15 protein-coding genes are annotated in these 15,700 nt (G+C 65.6%); all 15 read right to left on the bottom strand.

From position 1 onward, the window contains the following. Positions 1-7: 7 nt before the first annotated feature. Positions 8-1,072, bottom strand: a complete 1,065-nt coding sequence (locus tag ABIA40_RS16115) for a UDP-glucuronic acid decarboxylase family protein (RefSeq protein ID WP_271541083.1) — start codon at positions 1,070-1,072, stop codon at positions 8-10. An 11-nt stretch (positions 1,073-1,083) separates the two neighbouring features. Further along, complete coding sequence (locus ABIA40_RS16110; RefSeq protein WP_404542038.1) at positions 1,084-2,208, bottom strand: glycosyltransferase; 1,125 nt, start codon at positions 2,206-2,208, stop codon at positions 1,084-1,086. Beyond that, positions 2,205-3,293, bottom strand: coding sequence for a glycosyltransferase (locus tag ABIA40_RS16105; protein ID WP_404542036.1), 1,089 nt, complete (start codon positions 3,291-3,293; stop codon positions 2,205-2,207). Before ABIA40_RS16105 ends, ABIA40_RS16110 begins: the two co-directional genes overlap by 4 nt. Then, positions 3,290-4,420 carry a glycosyltransferase gene (locus ABIA40_RS16100; RefSeq protein WP_404542033.1) on the bottom strand — a complete coding sequence of 377 codons (1,131 nt, stop codon included), beginning with the start codon at positions 4,418-4,420 and terminating at the stop codon, positions 3,290-3,292. Before ABIA40_RS16100 ends, ABIA40_RS16105 begins: the two co-directional genes overlap by 4 nt. Then, positions 4,417-5,529 (bottom strand): glycosyltransferase family 4 protein, encoded by a 1,113-nt coding sequence (locus tag ABIA40_RS16095; protein WP_404542031.1) that lies wholly within the window; start codon positions 5,527-5,529, stop codon positions 4,417-4,419. Before ABIA40_RS16095 ends, ABIA40_RS16100 begins: the two co-directional genes overlap by 4 nt. After that, positions 5,526-6,812 (bottom strand): TIGR04295 family B12-binding domain-containing radical SAM protein, encoded by a 1,287-nt coding sequence (locus ABIA40_RS16090; RefSeq protein ID WP_404542028.1) that lies wholly within the window; start codon positions 6,810-6,812, stop codon positions 5,526-5,528. Before ABIA40_RS16090 ends, ABIA40_RS16095 begins: the two co-directional genes overlap by 4 nt. Next, positions 6,809-7,870, bottom strand: a complete 1,062-nt coding sequence (locus tag ABIA40_RS16085) for an NAD-dependent epimerase/dehydratase family protein (protein WP_404542026.1) — start codon at positions 7,868-7,870, stop codon at positions 6,809-6,811. The genes ABIA40_RS16090 and ABIA40_RS16085 overlap by 4 nt, the downstream gene beginning before the upstream one ends. Beyond that, positions 7,870-8,982 (bottom strand): SDR family NAD(P)-dependent oxidoreductase, encoded by a 1,113-nt coding sequence (locus ABIA40_RS16080; RefSeq protein ID WP_404542024.1) that lies wholly within the window; start codon positions 8,980-8,982, stop codon positions 7,870-7,872. The genes ABIA40_RS16085 and ABIA40_RS16080 overlap by 1 nt, the downstream gene beginning before the upstream one ends. A gap of 207 nt (positions 8,983-9,189) precedes the next feature. Beyond that, positions 9,190-10,395, bottom strand: a complete 1,206-nt coding sequence (locus ABIA40_RS16075; protein WP_404542022.1) for a phosphopentomutase — start codon at positions 10,393-10,395, stop codon at positions 9,190-9,192. Further along, on the bottom strand, positions 10,383-11,333 hold the full coding sequence (locus ABIA40_RS16070) for a beta-xylosidase (RefSeq protein WP_404542020.1): 951 nt from the start codon (positions 11,331-11,333) through the stop codon (positions 10,383-10,385). The genes ABIA40_RS16075 and ABIA40_RS16070 overlap by 13 nt, the downstream gene beginning before the upstream one ends. Next, complete coding sequence (locus ABIA40_RS16065) at positions 11,330-12,097, bottom strand: TIGR04290 family methyltransferase (protein ID WP_404542018.1); 768 nt, start codon at positions 12,095-12,097, stop codon at positions 11,330-11,332. Before ABIA40_RS16065 ends, ABIA40_RS16070 begins: the two co-directional genes overlap by 4 nt. Next, the gene (locus ABIA40_RS16060; protein ID WP_404542016.1) at positions 12,094-12,894 is read right to left on the bottom strand and encodes a sugar phosphate nucleotidyltransferase; all 801 of its coding nucleotides are present in this window, start codon (positions 12,892-12,894) and stop codon (positions 12,094-12,096) included. Before ABIA40_RS16060 ends, ABIA40_RS16065 begins: the two co-directional genes overlap by 4 nt. A 2-nt stretch (positions 12,895-12,896) precedes the next feature. After that, positions 12,897-14,000, bottom strand: coding sequence for a glycosyltransferase (locus ABIA40_RS16055; RefSeq protein WP_404542013.1), 1,104 nt, complete (start codon positions 13,998-14,000; stop codon positions 12,897-12,899). Then, positions 13,997-14,593, bottom strand: coding sequence for a histidine phosphatase family protein (locus ABIA40_RS16050; RefSeq protein WP_271541056.1), 597 nt, complete (start codon positions 14,591-14,593; stop codon positions 13,997-13,999). Before ABIA40_RS16050 ends, ABIA40_RS16055 begins: the two co-directional genes overlap by 4 nt. After that, the gene (locus ABIA40_RS16045) at positions 14,593-15,693 is read right to left on the bottom strand and encodes an inositol-3-phosphate synthase (RefSeq protein WP_404542011.1); all 1,101 of its coding nucleotides are present in this window, start codon (positions 15,691-15,693) and stop codon (positions 14,593-14,595) included. The genes ABIA40_RS16050 and ABIA40_RS16045 overlap by 1 nt, the downstream gene beginning before the upstream one ends. Positions 15,694-15,700: the final 7 nt, after the last annotated feature.

Here is a 15,700-nt window from a genome sequence, read left to right as displayed (position 1 = left end):
ATGACCTTCACCGTTGGTCGGACATCGTCAGCCGGTTGCGGGCTGGAGGGCGGGTCCTGCGCCCGGCGATGGCCGGCACGAGCGTTGGCGCTTCCCCGGCCAGACGGAGCGCGAAATAGGCAATGGTCGCTTGAAGGCCGTCCTTCAATGCCACCCGCGGACGCCATCCCAGAATCTTCTCGGCGGCATCGATCACGGGCTTGCGGCGCTTGGGATCGTCCTTCGGCAGGGGCTCGAAGCGCAGCGGCGACGCCGATTCGGTGCATGCCAGCACTTCACGGGCGATGGCCTCGATCGTGACCTCGTGCGGATTGCCGAGATTGCATGGGCCGGTGACCGAGGCGGGGCTCTCCATCAGGAGCTGAAGCCCCCGCACGAGATCGTCCACGAAGCAGAAGCTGCGCGTCTGCGTGCCCTTGCCGTAGATCGTGATCGGCTCTCCGCGCAAGGCCTGCACGATGAAGTTGGAGACGACGCGGCCGTCATTCTCGAGCATGCGCGGCCCGTAGGTGTTGAAGATGCGCGCGACCTTGATCTCCGTCCCGTGCATCCGCCGATAGTCGAACATCAGCGTCTCCGCGGCCCGCTTGCCTTCGTCGTAACAGGCCCGCGGCCCGACCGGATTGACGTTGCCGAGATAGGATTCCGGCTGCGGATGCACCTCCGGGTCGCCGTAGACCTCGCTGGTGGAGGCCTGAAGAATCCGGGCGCCCTTCTGCCGTGCAAGCTCGAGCAGGTTGATCGAGCCGAGCACGCAGGTTTTCATCGTCCCGACCGGATCGACTTGATAGTGGCGGGGCGATGCCGGGCAGGCGAGGCTGTAGATCCGGTCGATCCCGCCCTCGATCTCGATGGGATCGCGCACGTCATGCTCGATGAAGCGGAAGTTCGGATGGTTGAGCAGGGGCCGGATGTTGTCGGTGGTTCCCGTGAACAAATTGTCCAGGCAGATCACCATGCTGCCGCGTTGCAGGAGCGCGTCGCAGAGATGCGATCCGATGAAGCCGGCGCCGCCGGCGACCAGGACCGTCGGCGAGCGGCGGGATGCGTGGATGCGGGTCTGGAGCGTCATGACGTGGCCTTTCAGAGTTGGGCGACCTGCATGGGACGAACAACAGGGAGTGGTGCCGTCTTGCGGCGGCGCCGCGCGGCTGCCTCGGCATAATAGGTCTCCAGCTGCCGTGCGCGATGGTCGGGCGTGTGGTCGGCGAGAACCCGCCGCCGCGCGTTGTGTGCGATCGTGCGCCGTTGCTCGTCCGGCATATCGCGCAGGATCTCGACGACCTCGCGCGGGCTGGCTGCCAGCAGGATTTCCTTCGAGGGCGCGAAGATCGTCTCGATCCCCGGCCAGCGGTCCGAGATCACGGGCGTGCCGCAGGCTGCCGCCTCGAACAGCCGGACGGACGGGGAGAAGCCCAACGCCTTCATGTCGGCGCGGGTGGCGTTCAGCGTGAAACGCTGCGCCGCGTAGAACTCCGGATGCTGCTTTGGCGAGAGGTGCTCGATCCGAGTGACGTTGGCGGGCCAGGCGATATTGTCCGGATATTGCGCACCGGCGACGACGAATTGATCCGACGGCAGCGTGCGCGCTGGTGCAAGCAACAGCTCCTCGAGAACGGGCTGCCGGTCCTCGCTGTAGGTGCCGAGATAGCCGAGCGCCCATTTCGGCGGCGCCTGCTTCGGCGCGTAGATCTCAGCATCTGCGCTGCAATAAAGCACACGCGCGAGCGGACTGCCGTAGCCCTGCTCGATCATGCCGGGCACCGGTCCGCCGCTGAAGGAGAGATAGAGATCGAAGCGCGGGATCATTGCCGCCGAGAGATAATCGAGGCCTTGCTCCAGCCGCGCCAGAGTGACCGGCGTGTCGATGTCGTAGAACGCCGTGACGCCCCTCGCGTGGGTCGTGGTCCACTCGGCGAGCGCGATGCCGTCAGGGACATAAGAGCCGATGATCACCAGATCGGCATCGCGGATCAGCTTGCCGAACTGGCGCGGAACATCCCTCAACGATTGGTACAATTCGACAGTCCAGGCCGAGGGCTTGGTCAGGTCACGGTGCTCCCGATACCAGGGCACGTCCCGCTCCAGGAACGTGATGCGGTGACCTCGTCGCGCCAGCGCTTCGATCAGGGCGCGGTAGGTCGTGGCATGACCGTTGCCCCAGGACGAAGTGACCGAAAGACCGATGACGACGATGGAGAGGTTCATTCTGCTGCCTCGATTCGGGAGCTGCTGGCGACGAAGAGATCGTTGAACTCGCGGGCGCGCTGCCGATAGGTGTGTTGGCTGAGGATGCGCACGCGGGCGCGCTGCGCGATCGCGCGTGCCCGTCCCGGATCCAGCGCGGCAAGGTGTTCGGCGACGGCGGCCCCGTCAGCCGCGACCAGAACCTCGCGGTCCGGTTCGAGGAAATGATCGATGCCGGCCCACTGATCGGTGATCAGGCAGGCGCCGGCGCCGATCGCTTCGAACACCCGCGTCGGCGGCGAGAAGCCGTAGCGCGCCATGCTGTCGCGATTGACGTTGAGCGTGGCGAGCGCGGAGCCGAAGAACGCGTTGTGGTCTGCGGTGCCGACATGGCCGACCTTGCGCAGATTGGCCGAGACGTTCTTGTCGTCCCAGCCGGAGCCGCCGAGTACGAAGGACTTCTCGGGCAGGCGGCGTGCAACGTCGAGGAAGAAATGCTCGACGCGCCTCTCGCGGTCGGGCAGGCGGTTCGCCAGCAGGCTGAGATCGCAGGCGAAGCGCGGATTGGGCGGCGACGGAAAATGCGTGGCCGGATCGAGCGCGTTGTAGATCGGTACACAATCCCGCGCGCCCACAGATCGATACGCGGATACGACCGGTTCGCCGCCGCCATAGGTCAGGACCATATCGTAGCACGGGATCGCGCGACGCAGATGATGCTGCGGATCGCTTTCGATCGCCTCGAGCGTGGCGGGAGCATCGACGTCCCAATAGATCCGCGTCAGCCGCGACGGCACCGCGGCGACGGCGTTCTCCAGCTCGAGATCGAAGACGCCGACGCCGCTGGCCTTGACCAGCATGTCGGCCGATTGTGCGGCGGTGTCGAGCGCACGGCGCCAGCCGTCGGCGGTCGCGGGATAGACGATCACCCTGGCCCAATCCGGTTCGTCGATGTCGCGATGCGACTGGCGGTCGAAGGCGTCGGGCTCGTAGAAGGTGACCTCGTGGCCGAGCGCCGCGATCTCCTTCAGCATGCCGCGATAGTAGGTGGCGGCGCCGTTCCAGTAGGACGAGACGAGGCTGGATCCGAAGAAGCAGATCTTCATGCGACGGCTCCGATGTCGTGCTGAGGCCGTGCCGAGCGGCCCGTATCCCTGAGGTCGGTGACGATGTCGATGAGCTGCTCGGCGCGGTGGCGGCACGTATGGCGATCTCGGATGACCTTCAGGCCGGTCTCCACCATCGCGGCAGAGAGGTCCGGATCGTCGAGGACGGTGCGAAGCGCATGCTTCATCTGCGCGCCGTCGGCAATGCTGAGATAGGCACCCTCTGGGAACAGGCCTTCCTCATCCGACCAGGGTGCTGAAACCAGGGGAATGCCGCAAGCCAGCGCCTCGAAGACGCGAATGGTCGGGATGCCCGGAAGCAGGGCGACGTAAGGCCCGCGCGGCACATGGATGGTCGCGCGCGCGCCGGCGAAGGCGACGGGGGCCCGGTGCGCCGGCAGCCAGCCGCCGTAGCGGATGCCTGCGCACCTGATGGTGTGGAGCGCGTCATCGGAGTAGCGGACGCCATGGACGCTGGCGCGGAGCTTCAGCTCCGCCACGGGCTTGACCAGGAACTCGTTCAGCTCGGCGCTGCGCTCGCCATCTCCCCAATTGCCGATCCAGACCAGATCGTCGCTCCGCTCCACTTGCGGCAGTGGATGATACAGCGCGATATCGGCGGCCTCGTGCCAGGTGAAGACCCGGTCGGCCCAGCCGAGCTTCAAATAGATCTGCCGAAGCACCTCGCCGAAGGCGAGCACACCGTCGAAGCCGTCGAGGTCGAATTGCGCAAGCTCCTCGGGCGCGCTGACGGCACGGTGATGAGTGTCGTGAAAGAGCAGGGTGAAGGACCCACCTTGCGCCCGCCTGCGCCCGATCTGCGCGAGGAGATCGGGCGAATTCCATTCATGCACGATGACGAGATCGGCGCCCTCTAGCGCCCGGTCGAGATCGAGGCCGGTATCGTAGCGGCGGATGTCGATGCCGGAAAAGACCGCCGGGATGTCGTCCATGGCACGACTGCCGCCTTCGCGGATCGCGTTCAGCCGGCTCCAGCCGTCGATGGGTTCGAACACGACGACCTCGTGCCCGAGCGCATGGAGCTCGCGCGCATAGCCGCGCAGGAAATGTGCGTTGCCGTTGTTCCAGCACGAGGTGAAGGCATGATAGAACAGGACGCATTTCATGCGCGCACCTCGATTTGGCTGGCCGCCGCGCTCGTCCCGCGCGATGCGATCAGGTCCCGGTAGAGACCCAGATAGGCGCTCGTCATGCGCGTCAGCGAATAGGTCAGGGATTGCTCATAGGCAGCGCGCTGCAGCTTTGCTCGACCCATCTCGTCAGCGCAAAGCTCTGCCAGGACCCGATGCAGCGCCTCGTTGTCGGCCGGATCGACGAACAAGGCTGCGCCGCGCCACAACTCCCGGAACGTCGGGATGTCGGAGAGGACCAGCGCGCAGCCGGCGGCGGCGGCTTCCAGCACCGAGAGACCGAACGGTTCATAGAGTGCGGGGCTGACGAAGATCGCTGCATGCTGCAGGCGCGCCTCCAGCTCTTCATGCGGCAGCTCTCCGAGCCAGGTGACGCCAGCTGGCAGGCGTGCTTCGATAGGACCGGCCACCTCGACCGGCCAATCCAGCCCGGGCGCGGCGGCGGCGAGCGCTTCGATGTTCTTGGCTCGGTCCCACAGCCGTCCTGCTGCGAAAATCAAGTCCTGCTTCCGTCCAGCGAGGGCGCGCGGCGTCATTCCGTTCCAGATCACCGCGCCGCGCGATTGCGGCTGGTAGATCGCCGTGATGTCGTCGTGGAAGGCCCGGCTCGGACAGACCCAGGCGTGCGCCGCGTCGAGCGCAGCGGCGACCCGCTCGCTGTAGCGGCGCCATTTGGGCTCGCCAAGCCAGGCCGTATCGCGGCAGGCCAAGGCCCAGGAGTTCACGCAGGAATGCGCCACCAGTACCGTCGGGGCCTGCCATGCAAAGGTCGCCTCGCGAAAGCTGTTGAGATGCACGACGTCGGGCATCAACCTGGCTTCCAGGTTTGCAAGCACGCGCCTTGCGTCGGAAACGTTTTGGCCTTCCGGGTCTTGCCATTCGAGTGCGAGGTCCGTCTCGATCAGGTGAACGCTGGTCTCACGCAGCATCTGACGCTGATTGACCCGTGCCCGCGGGCCCAGCGTCACGAGCGTGACGTCGGCGCGGGACGCAGCGAGACTGGCGGCGAGGGCGCAGGAATAGGTCCAGACGCCGCCGACCGTGTCGGTCGTCATCATGATCCTGATGTCGGCCCCACGGGTCATGAGGCCACCTGGAGTTCGAGGCTGTCGAGCGGCACCGGGCGATCGTTCTGCACGTCGCTGAACTGGTCGAATATCGCGAGATAGTGCCGGTGTGCGCGCTCCCAGGCGACATCGTCGGGCTCGCCCCAGAGCTTGCGGTAGTCGGGAGAGCCGGGATAGGGATAGAGCGGCACCGGATCGTTGGCCCAGACGCCGGCATCCTGCATCGTGCGGCGCCAGCGCTGCACCACGGGATCGTCGTCCTCGGGCACCTCGATCAGATTGGCCTGCACGAAGGGGACGTGGCGGCGGGCTTCGACCAGCCGTTCCGCGAGCTGATCCGTCGTCATCTTGCAATTCTTGGCGAGGGCCGCGCGCCCTTCCACGGTGAGGCTCTCGATGCCGGCTTCGATCGAGACGCAGCCGGCGCGCCCGAGCAGGGCGAGCATGTCGGGCTTCCAGAGGTCGATCCGCGTCTGCACGCCGAACTTCAGCCCGCGCGTCGTCAAGCCCTCGAGGAGCTCGCGATTGGGAAGGAAGATCTCGTCGATGAAGTAGACGTACTCGATGCCGTGACGGCGCAGACGATCGATCTCGTCGAGAATGACGGCAGGCGGCCGCTTGCGATAGGCGTTGCGGAAATTCTCCTTGGCGCAGAACGTGCAATTGTACGGACAGCCGCGCGAGGCCTCCACCTCGGCGCCCGGCGCCGTCGGCTCGGCCTCGAAGCGGTGATGATGGTGGTGGTGACGCCGGATCATCTCGTCAGGCCAGTCGAGCGCGGGCTGATCGCTGAACGCGACCGCCTGCGGGCCGCCATTGACCCGGAGCGACGCACCGTCGGCGAAGCACAGGCCGGGAAAGTCCCGTTCGCCATTGGCGAGACGCAGCAGCGACGCCTCGCACTCGCCCATCACGACGATATCGACGCCGAGCTTCCTCAGGGCGGTCTTCGGCGTAGTCGAGCCATGCGGGCCGACCGCGATCAGGGTCGGCGCAAGGTCCCGCACCGCGATGGCGAGCTGCTGCGGCACGCGCAGCTCGGGCGGCGCGCAGCGCCAGAACAAATAGGTCGGTGCGGTGGTGAAGACGATCTGGTCCGGTCCAAAGGCGCGCAGCTCGGCTTCGATGTCGCGGAGGGAGAGATCGAACATGTGCGCATCGAGCAGCAACGTGTCGTGGCCGGCCGCCTTCAGATAGTGCTCGGAGATGCCGAGCTCGAGTGGCAGGTGAGGGGAGCGGCAGCCGAAATAAATGCTGCCCGAAAAATCCCAGTTCGGATTGATGAGGGCGACCCGCGTCATGCCAGGGCCTCGCTTCTGTCCTGTGATCCGAAGCGGCTGTCGAGCCAGGTGTGGAGCGAGCGCAGGCCGTCGGCGAGCGGCATTTGCGGCGTCCAGCCGAGCGCGGTGGCGAGCGCCCGCGTGTCGGTCACGTACCAGGGCTGATCGCCCGGTCGCCAGTCGGCAAAGCGATAGCTGACCTTGTGGCCCGTCAGCTCGGTAATGTGGTCGATCAACTCGAGCAGGCTGACCGCATTGGCCGGACCGCCGCCGAGATTGAAGACGCGCCCGCGCGCCAGCGCGATGTGGTCGAGCGCCGCGAGCCAGGCGTTCACCGCGTCCGACACGTGCAGCGCGTCGCGGACCTGCTTGCCGTCGCCATAGATCGTCAGCGGATTGCCGCTGATGGCGCTGAGCAGGAAGTGTGCGATCCAGCCCTGGTCCTCGGTGCCGAATTGGCGCGGCCCGTAGATGCAGCTCATGCGCATCACCACGGTCTGAAGCCCGAAAACCCGGGCATAATCGTGGACGTATTGATCGGCGGTGCCCTTGGAGCAACCATAGGGGCTGTAGAAATCGAGCGGGGTGTTCTCCGAAATGCCGCCAGCGAGCAGGTCATTGACCGGCGTGTAGCGGCGGCCGGCGAGCGCGATCTCGCTGTCCTCGATCAGGCGTCCGTAAACCTTGTTGGTCGAGGCGAAGATCACCGGGGCCGAGGAATTGTGCGAACGGACCGCTTCCAGCACATTCAGCGTGCCGCGCGCGTTGATCTCGAAATCGGCCGAGGGGTCGCTGACGCTGTCGGTCACGGCGACCTGAGCGGCGAGGTGCAGCACGGCCCGTGCCTCGCGCACGGCGTCGATCACCGGAATCGGCTCGCGGATATCGGCCACCGTGATCGCAACGCGGTCGCCATGCCGGGATTTCAGCCATTGCGCATTCTCGCGCACGCCGGCGCGGGCGAGATTGTCGAGCACCAGCACACGGTCGCCGCGCTCGGCCAGACGGTCGGCGAGATTGCAGCCGATGAAGCCGCAGCCACCGGTGACCAGGACGGGTCTGTTGTCTTGTTCACTCATCACGCGACCAACCCTCGTTGCAGCAGCTCACGGGTCGCCCGCTCCGCCTGATCGTCGGCGATCTGGTCGGCGAGGTACCCGGCGAGCTCTTCAAGCCCGTCCTTGAACGCGACATGCGGCTCGAAGCCGAGCAGGTCGCGTGACTTGCCGATATCGGCAAAGCAGTGGCGGATGTCGCCGGCACGGTATTTCCGTGTGATTTCGGCAGCGATCTCGCACCGTCCCATCACCTCCGCCAGATCCTCGGCTACCGACAGAATGGTGCGGCTCTGGCCCGAGCCGACGTTGAAGACGTCCTGGGCGTGGTCGGATTCGAGTGCCATGCGGCAGGCGCGGGCGACATCGTGCACGTGGACGAAGTCGCGCCGCTGCAGGCCGTCTTCGAAGACGAGCGGCGGCCGGCCATTGAGCAGCCGCGCGGCGAAGATGGCCAGCACCCCGGTATAGGGATTCGACAGCGCTTGCCGCGGACCGAACACGTTGAAGAAGCGCAAGCCGACCGTCGGAATGCCGTAGGCCTTGCCCGTGATCAGGCACATCCGTTCCTGCGCATATTTGTTCAGCGCGTAGATCGAGCTCAGCGACGGCTGCTTGGTCTCAGGCGTAGGCACGGGATCAAGCGCATGGCCTGCATGATCCCGCAGTTCCCACTCGCCTTGGCGAAGCTGCCCGATCGGTCGTTCATCGCAAGCGACGACGTTGCCGACGGCATCGCGATAGAGGCCTTCGCCATAGATGCTCATCGAGGACGCCATCACCAGCCGTGCGACCGGTCGCTTCGCCAGCGCTTGCAGCAGCACGGCGGTGCCGAGCTCGTTCGTCCGGACATAGGGCTCGATGTCGTACATGCTCTGGCCGACGCCGACGGCGGAGGCGAGATGCAGGACCATGTCGGCGCCGCGCAAGGCCTGTTCGACGGCGACGCTATCCGTGACGTCACCGACCACGAGCTCGGCGTCGTCGGAGAGATAGGCGGGCCGCTGACGGTTGCCGCCATGGACTTGCGGAGAGAGATTGTCGAGAAGGCGGACATCATAGCCGGCCGCAAGCAGCGCGTCGGCCGTATGCGAACCGATGAATCCCGCGCCCCCAGTGATCAATACTCGCGTCATTCACCGCTCCGTGCCGCATGGGACCGATCCATTCGGACCAGCCGATGATGAGAGTTGAAGCGCGCTTTGCTTGGTCGGGCGACCTGCGCGCCAGTCACGTCTGGGAGTTAGAAGCGGGGCAAGGAATGTTCGTTCCTGCGAAACCTACAAACGAAAATTTCTCTAACCTGGATCAATAACCCAAGTGAATCCCGGCTAGAATCCCGGCTAGAAATGCGCGCCATGAGGCGGCGCCGGCAGGTCGAGATGTCTTGCAACGGTCGCGCCGATGTCGGCAAAGCCGGCGCGCCGGCCGATCGGAGCCGTTGACCGCGCGGTCCACGCCAGGATCGGGACCTGCTCGCGCGTATGATCGGTGCCGCTCCAGGTCGGATCGCAGCCATGATCGGCGGTGATGATGAGAAGATCGTCGCTTCGCAGCCGGCTCAGCAACTCGGGGAGGCGGGCATCGAAAGCTTCGAGCGCCGCTGCGTAACCGGCGACGTCGCGGCGGTGGCCGTAGAGCGTGTCGAAATCGATGAAGTTCGCGAACAAAAGCCCGCCTTCTGCAAGGCCTCTCAGCCCATCGAGCGCGGCATCGAAAAGCGCCGCATTGCCGTCGCCGCGCAGGTTTCGCCCGGTGCCGCGATGGGCGAAGATGTCGTCGATCTTGCCGATCGTGACGATGTCGCGGCCGGCAGTGTCAGCAAGGTCGAGGATGGTTCGCTCGGGCGGCGGCACCGAGAAATCGCGCCGGTGCGAGCTGCGCTTGAAGCTGTCCGCGCTCGTTCCGACGAACGGACGTGCGATGACGCGGCCGATGTTCAGGGGATCGACCAGCCGCCTCGCGACCGTGCAGACCTCATAGAGTCGCTCGAGCCCGAACGTCTCCTCGTGCGCCGCGATCTGGAACACGCTGTCGGCCGAGGTGTAGCAGATCGGCTCGCCGCTGCGCATGTGGCGCTCGCCGAATTCGGCGATGATGTCGGCGCCGGAGGCGTGGCAGTTGCCGAGGATGCCGGGCAGTCCGGCTTGTTCGCACAGCTTCGTTACGAGATCGCGCGGGAAGCAGGGCTGGATCTTTGGAAAATAGCCCCAGTCGAACGCGACAGGCACGCCGGCGATCTCCCAATGGCCGGATGGCGTGTCCTTGCCACTCGATATCTCGCTGGCGCAGCCATAGCGCGCATGTTGAACGCAGCCGTCGAGCCCGGGCGGGACGCGCCCCGTCGCAAAGCGGCAGGCCTCTCCAAGGCCAAGCCCCACGAGATTGGGCAGGCGCAACGGGCCGTCCCGTTGCGGACCATTGGCACGCCCGGCCATGCACGCATCCGCAATGTGGCCGACAGTGTCGGCACCTTCGTCGCCGTAATTGGCGGCGTCGGGCGCCGCGCCGATTCCGACGGAATCCATCACCAGGATCAGGGCACGCATGTCGGCTCCCTGAGCGGCGGGGAGGCGCCAATGGAAGAGGCGAGACCGGTCTTCGTGCAATAGCGCTCGACCATCCGCGCGCAGAAATCGGCGAACTCGTTCACGTCGAGCGGCGGGCTGGTGTGATGCGGTTCGAGGCCGCGGTGTTCCGGCGTGAAACAGAACGTCGCGGTGACATCGAACTCGGCCAGCGCATCCATCTGGCGATCGAACCAGTCCAGCGCATTGGGACGGAAGCTGTCGGCCCATGACAGGCCGGTCCGCAAGTGCCTGACGCCGAAGCGGCGCATCCAGCGCACGGCGTCATCGAGACGATGGTCCTCGAAATGAAACCACTGGCAGAGGCCCATGTCGGCGGCATATTGGCCGAACAGCTCCGCTGCGGCTTTCGGCGTTCCGTCTTCGCGCAGCAGGCCCATGTGGAAATGCCGGTAATAGGAGGACCCCTCCGCCTCCTTGTGCCGCGTGGTCGCCTCCCAGGCCGAAGGGAGATCATAGAGGCTGTACCAGTGGATGCGCGGCGCACGGCCGATCAGAAGGTCGGCGGTGCGCGACAGGCCCCAGGCTTGCACCTCCTCGGCGCCGAACGAGGAGACGCCGACCTCGGTCACCCAGACCGGGAGCGAGGTAACAGCCTTGATCTCCTCGATCTTCGCCGGCCATTCTCCGATCTGCCATAAATTCCAGTCGAGCGGAAAGCCGTGCACGGCGACGGCGTCGACGTGGTCGAGCACGCCGCGCGCCTGCATGCTGCGCATGAAGGACGGGTCGATCGGCGAGATGCCGCCGAGCACGCGCGGCAAGGTCGGATGCGCGCTGCGGATAGCTTTTCCCGCCGCGAGGGCAAGATTCGCGAACATCGTCCAGTCCGGGTCGATCAGCAGGTCCCAATGCGACTTGTTGTTCGGCTCGTTCCAGATCTTGGCAGCTTCGATCATCGACCCGCCTCCCGTAATGGATAAACCGGTCCGTCAGCCTGCGGCCGTACCGTGTGCCTGCACAGATAGACTTCCTCCTCCGGATGCGCCGCGATGGCAAAGCCGGCGCTGCGCAGCATGGCCTCGACGCAGGCGCGATTGGGCACCCACCAATTGGTGGGATCGTCGGCATATTTGTGCTCGATGAAGTGCAGCTTCGGGTAGCCGGAGGAATCGAACTGCTCGGTAGTCCAGAAGTCGTAGTTCTTTTCGATCGCATCGACATGGCTATCGCCGCGCAGCATCGACTGGAACAGCAGGAGATCGCCGGCGACGTGCTCATGGATCAGGTCCAGCGCCAGCAGCGGGTGTCGCAGATGGTAGAGCACGCCCATGAAGATCACGAGGTCGAACTTCTCACGGAGCTGCCCGACATCATAGGCCGACATCTTGCGGAATTCGATCCTGAGCCCGTTCACTTCGGCCGCGAAGCGGGCCTGGGCCAGATATTCTTCGTCGGTGTCGAGGCCGAGCACGCGTTCGGCACCGCGCCGCTTCATCTCCATGGCGTAGAAGCCGGCATTGCAGCCGATATCGAGCACGGTCTTGCCTTCGAGCCGGTCCGGGATGATGCCGGAGAAGCGCTGCCACTTCACATTGGGGTAGTCGCCGAGAAAGTGGGACGGCGCCGTCGGCACGCCCTTGAGGTCAAGATTGTGAAACCATGGCCCTAGCGCATCGACGCGCTGGCGGATTTCCTCACGGGACAGGGCCCCTCGGGTCATGCAATCGCTCCGTTATTCATTGAGACCGGCCGGGCCCCGTCCGATGAGGCGCGGGCCCGCAACGTGGAACGGCCCTCGACGCCCTCGGCGAGCAGGGCCATTGCCGTGCGATAGCCGTCGATGGTGCCGACATCGACATAGGATTCGCCGGCCTTGATGCCGATGCCGATGCCGCCGGCCGCAAGATAGGCATTGACCAGCGTCCCGAAATATTCGTCGCGGCGTTCGCGTGCGCGCCACAGCGACTGGAGCTGGCGGAAGCCGTGCGCCGACATCTTGAAAGCACCCCAGATCCAGCGCGAGGCTGCATTCGGCTGCTTGACCTGGATCTCCGTCACCTGCTCGCCGTCCAGCACCACCGCATCGAAGAATTCGGGGTGCTCGACCGGGAACAGCAGGAACGAGAGGTCTGCGTCGGGCAGGGATTGCAGGGCCGCCTTGGGAAACCAGACCGTGTCGGGCAAGCCGACCATGACGTCCTCGTGCTGCCCGACGACTGTGCTTGCCCTGAACACCGCGTCGCACAGTCCGGAGGCTTCGGGCTGCACGACATAGGCGAGCTCGGCGCTGCCGTAATGGTCGCCGAAATATTCGAGGATGTCGGACTTGCCGGGCGAGATCACGAAGCAGATCTTGTCGGCGCCGCCGAGGATGAGGCGCTCCAGCAGATATTCGGAGACGGCGCAGGGACGATCGGTACCGTCGTCATGCCGGCTGCCGACCGGCAGCAATTCCTTCGAGAAGGCGAGCGGCTGGATACGGCTGCCGCGGCCTGCGGCCGGAACGATGCCCCACATGATCAGGCCTCCTCGATTTGTTGCCCGCTGACGCGGCTCGATGCAATCTGCTCGAGCATCGAGATCAGTTCACGCGCCCGCTTGTCGGATGTGTGCTGGTCCATGGTGCGGTCATAAGCGCGCAGGGCCATGCGTCTGAGCTCGGCATCCGGCATCGCGAGTGCGGCAAGCGCGTCGTGCTCATCGCGTGCGATCAGGATCTCCTCTCCGGGCGCGAAGAAGTCCGCAATTCCGGGCCAGTCGTCGCTGAGCAGCGGGGCACCGCAGGCCGCGGCCTCGAACAGCCGGCCCGACGGGCACCAGCCCATCTCCGCCATGGCCCGGCGGGTGACATTGAGGGTCAGCCGCGATGAGGCAAAGAACGGCGCGTGCTCGGACGGCGGCAGGTGCCGCACGAAATAGATGTTGGGCGACCATGGGAAATCGTCCGGATATTGCGCGCCGCCGATCAGGAAACGGAGATCCTGGCGCGCCCGCGCGGGCGCGACCAAGAGCGCCTCGAGCGTGCGCTGGCGATCTTCGGAGTAGGTGCCGAGATAGGACAAATCGGCGCGATAATGCGGCTGCGGCGCGACCGGATGGTGGATGTCTGTGTCGACATGCCCATAAAGCGGCCGCGTGTCGCGCGCGCCGAGCCTGTTGCGGAATTCGTCCGCAACGTGAGGCCCGCCGGTGAAGCTGAGCACCATCGCGAAGTCCCGCAGGCCGCGCGGGCCGATATAAGGGACAGCCTCGCCGGCGATGAGCCTTGCCAGCGTGACCGGCGTATCGAGGTCGTAGAACACGGGAACGGCACGACCCTCAGCGAGGATCAGCTCGGTCGCGGCGATCGCATCGGGACAATAGGAGGTCACGATCGCGACGTCGGCGTCACGGACTTCGGCGCTTGCCGCCTGCCGCACATCGTCCCAGTTCGCGAACAGCCGGAGCGCGCCGCCCGGCAGTTCGTAGAGATCGCGGGCACCGGCATAATAGGGCACGTCGCGCTCGAAGAAGACGACGCTGTGTCCCGAACGCGCGAGATGCTTGCAGAGGCCGCGCCACAAGGTGGCGTGACCGTTGCCCCAGGACGAGGAGATTGTCAGGCCGAAGATGACGATCTTCACGCCGGCACCCGCTTGTTGATCCCGGTGATCTTCATGCCGCTTCTGTCGGCGCGGAGCGTGCTGATGCTGGCCGGATCGATCTCGATCGAAAGAAACTGGTCGAGCGGCGTGCGCGAATAGTGCAGCAGCGCGGCGCGGATCGGCTCGGCGTGGCTGACGAGGACGACGGTGTCGAGATTGCGATCGGCACGCAGCTGCTCCAGATGAGCGACCATGCGGCTCTGAAGCGACCGCATGCTCTCGCCGCCGGGCGGGCGGCTGGTGCCGCGTCGCCCATTCCAGCGTGACCATCGGGGATCCGGCGCCAGGTCGTCGAACGATCGTCCGGTCCATTCGCCATAATCGAGTTCGTCGAGAGCGGGAACGATCTCGACCGGCAGCCTGAACTGCGCCGCGAGGATGCAGGCCGACTGCATGCAGCGCCGTTGCGGGCTGGACTGAATGAGCGATGGCCGCGGCGCGATGGTGCCGGCACAGCGCGCCATTTCCTCACAGCCGAGATCGTCGAGCGCGACGCCTTTCATCCGGCCGCACAGGATACGGCCGAGCAGGGCATGATGACCGTGGCGGACGAGATGGATGATCCCAGCCATCACGCAAACGCCTTGTCGTCGATGAAGGCGCGCGTTCGCCGTCCGGCCTCCTCGTCGGTGAACTGCTGCGGCGGCGATTTCATGAAATAGCTCGAAGGGCCGGTCAGCGCTCCGGCCTGGCCGCGGTCCATGGCGAGCTTGGCACAGCGCACCGCGTCGATCACGACGCCCGCCGAATTCGGGGAGTCCCAGACCTCGAGCTTGACCTCGGCGCTCAGGGGAACGCCGCCGAACGTCGTTCCCTCTAGGCGGATGAAAGCGAGCTTGCGGTCGGTGAGCCATGGCACGTGATCGCTCGGTCCGACATGGATGTTGTCGGGGTCCATGGGGACGTCGAACTGGCTGGTCACGGCCTGGGTCTTGGAGATCTTCTTCGAGGCCAGCCGCTCCCGTTCGAGCATGTTCTTGAAATCGGTGTTGCCGCCGACATTGAGCTGGTAAGTGCGGTCGAGCCGCACCCCGCGCTCGCGGAACAGATTGGCGAGCACGCGATGCAGGATGGTGGCACCGACCTGGCTCTTGATGTCGTCGCCGACAATCGGCAGGCCTGCCTCCTCGAAGCGGCGCTGCCATTCGGGATTGGAGGCGATGAAGACCGGAATGCAATTGACGTAGCCGCAGCCGGCCTCGATGGCGCGGGCCGCATACCACTCGCTGGCGCGCTGCGAGCCGACCGGAAGATAGGAGACCAGAACGTCGGTGCGGGACATCGCCAGCACTTCGGACACGTCGGCCTCCGGCACCTCCGCAATCGGAACGTCGTCGGTGAGATAATGTCCGATGCCATCCAGGACCGGACCGCGCTGAACGATCACGCCTGTCGGCGCGACGTCGGAGAAGCGGTGCGTGTTGTTGGGCGGGGCGAAGATCGCATCGGCGACGTCGCGGCCGACCTTGTTGGCGTTGACGTCGAACGCCGAAGCGATCTGGATGTCGCTGATATGGTAACCGCCGAGGTCCGCGTTCATCAGCCCCGGGACCGGCTCGTTCGACTTGGCGTTGCGGTAGTAGGTGAGGCCCTGGACGAAGGAGCTCGCGCAATTGCCGATGCCGACGAGTCCGACGCGCACGCGGCGCCTGTGTTGGAGACGAGAATGCATGGAATGA

The sequence above is a fragment of the Bradyrhizobium sp. USDA 223 genome, assembly GCF_044909005.1.
Lineage (GTDB): Bacteria > Pseudomonadota > Alphaproteobacteria > Rhizobiales > Xanthobacteraceae > Bradyrhizobium > Bradyrhizobium yuanmingense.
Note: the sequence above shows the minus strand (reverse complement) of the source record. Positions and strands in the feature narration are given on the sequence as shown.

What these genes read in the sequence shown, in the direction of transcription:
- ABIA40_RS16115 (WP_271541083.1), bottom strand. Translation starts at nt 1,072, where the DNA reads ATGACGCTCCAGACCCGCATCCACGCATCCCGCCGCTCGCCGACGGTC.
- ABIA40_RS16110 (WP_404542038.1), bottom strand. Translation starts at nt 2,208, where the DNA reads ATGAACCTCTCCATCGTCGTCATCGGTCTTTCGGTCACTTCGTCCTGG.
- ABIA40_RS16105 (WP_404542036.1), bottom strand. Translation starts at nt 3,293, where the DNA reads ATGAAGATCTGCTTCTTCGGATCCAGCCTCGTCTCGTCCTACTGGAAC.
- ABIA40_RS16100 (WP_404542033.1), bottom strand. Translation starts at nt 4,420, where the DNA reads ATGAAATGCGTCCTGTTCTATCATGCCTTCACCTCGTGCTGGAACAAC.
- ABIA40_RS16095 (WP_404542031.1), bottom strand. Translation starts at nt 5,529, where the DNA reads ATGACCCGTGGGGCCGACATCAGGATCATGATGACGACCGACACGGTC.
- ABIA40_RS16090 (WP_404542028.1), bottom strand. Translation starts at nt 6,812, where the DNA reads ATGACGCGGGTCGCCCTCATCAATCCGAACTGGGATTTTTCGGGCAGC.
- ABIA40_RS16085 (WP_404542026.1), bottom strand. Translation starts at nt 7,870, where the DNA reads ATGAGTGAACAAGACAACAGACCCGTCCTGGTCACCGGTGGCTGCGGC.
- ABIA40_RS16080 (WP_404542024.1), bottom strand. Translation starts at nt 8,982, where the DNA reads ATGACGCGAGTATTGATCACTGGGGGCGCGGGATTCATCGGTTCGCAT.
- ABIA40_RS16075 (WP_404542022.1), bottom strand. Translation starts at nt 10,395, where the DNA reads ATGCGTGCCCTGATCCTGGTGATGGATTCCGTCGGAATCGGCGCGGCG.
- ABIA40_RS16070 (WP_404542020.1), bottom strand. Translation starts at nt 11,333, where the DNA reads ATGATCGAAGCTGCCAAGATCTGGAACGAGCCGAACAACAAGTCGCAT.
- ABIA40_RS16065 (WP_404542018.1), bottom strand. Translation starts at nt 12,097, where the DNA reads ATGACCCGAGGGGCCCTGTCCCGTGAGGAAATCCGCCAGCGCGTCGAT.
- ABIA40_RS16060 (WP_404542016.1), bottom strand. Translation starts at nt 12,894, where the DNA reads ATGTGGGGCATCGTTCCGGCCGCAGGCCGCGGCAGCCGTATCCAGCCG.
- ABIA40_RS16050 (WP_271541056.1), bottom strand. Translation starts at nt 14,593, where the DNA reads ATGGCTGGGATCATCCATCTCGTCCGCCACGGTCATCATGCCCTGCTC.
- ABIA40_RS16045 (WP_404542011.1), bottom strand. Translation starts at nt 15,693, where the DNA reads ATGCATTCTCGTCTCCAACACAGGCGCCGCGTGCGCGTCGGACTCGTC.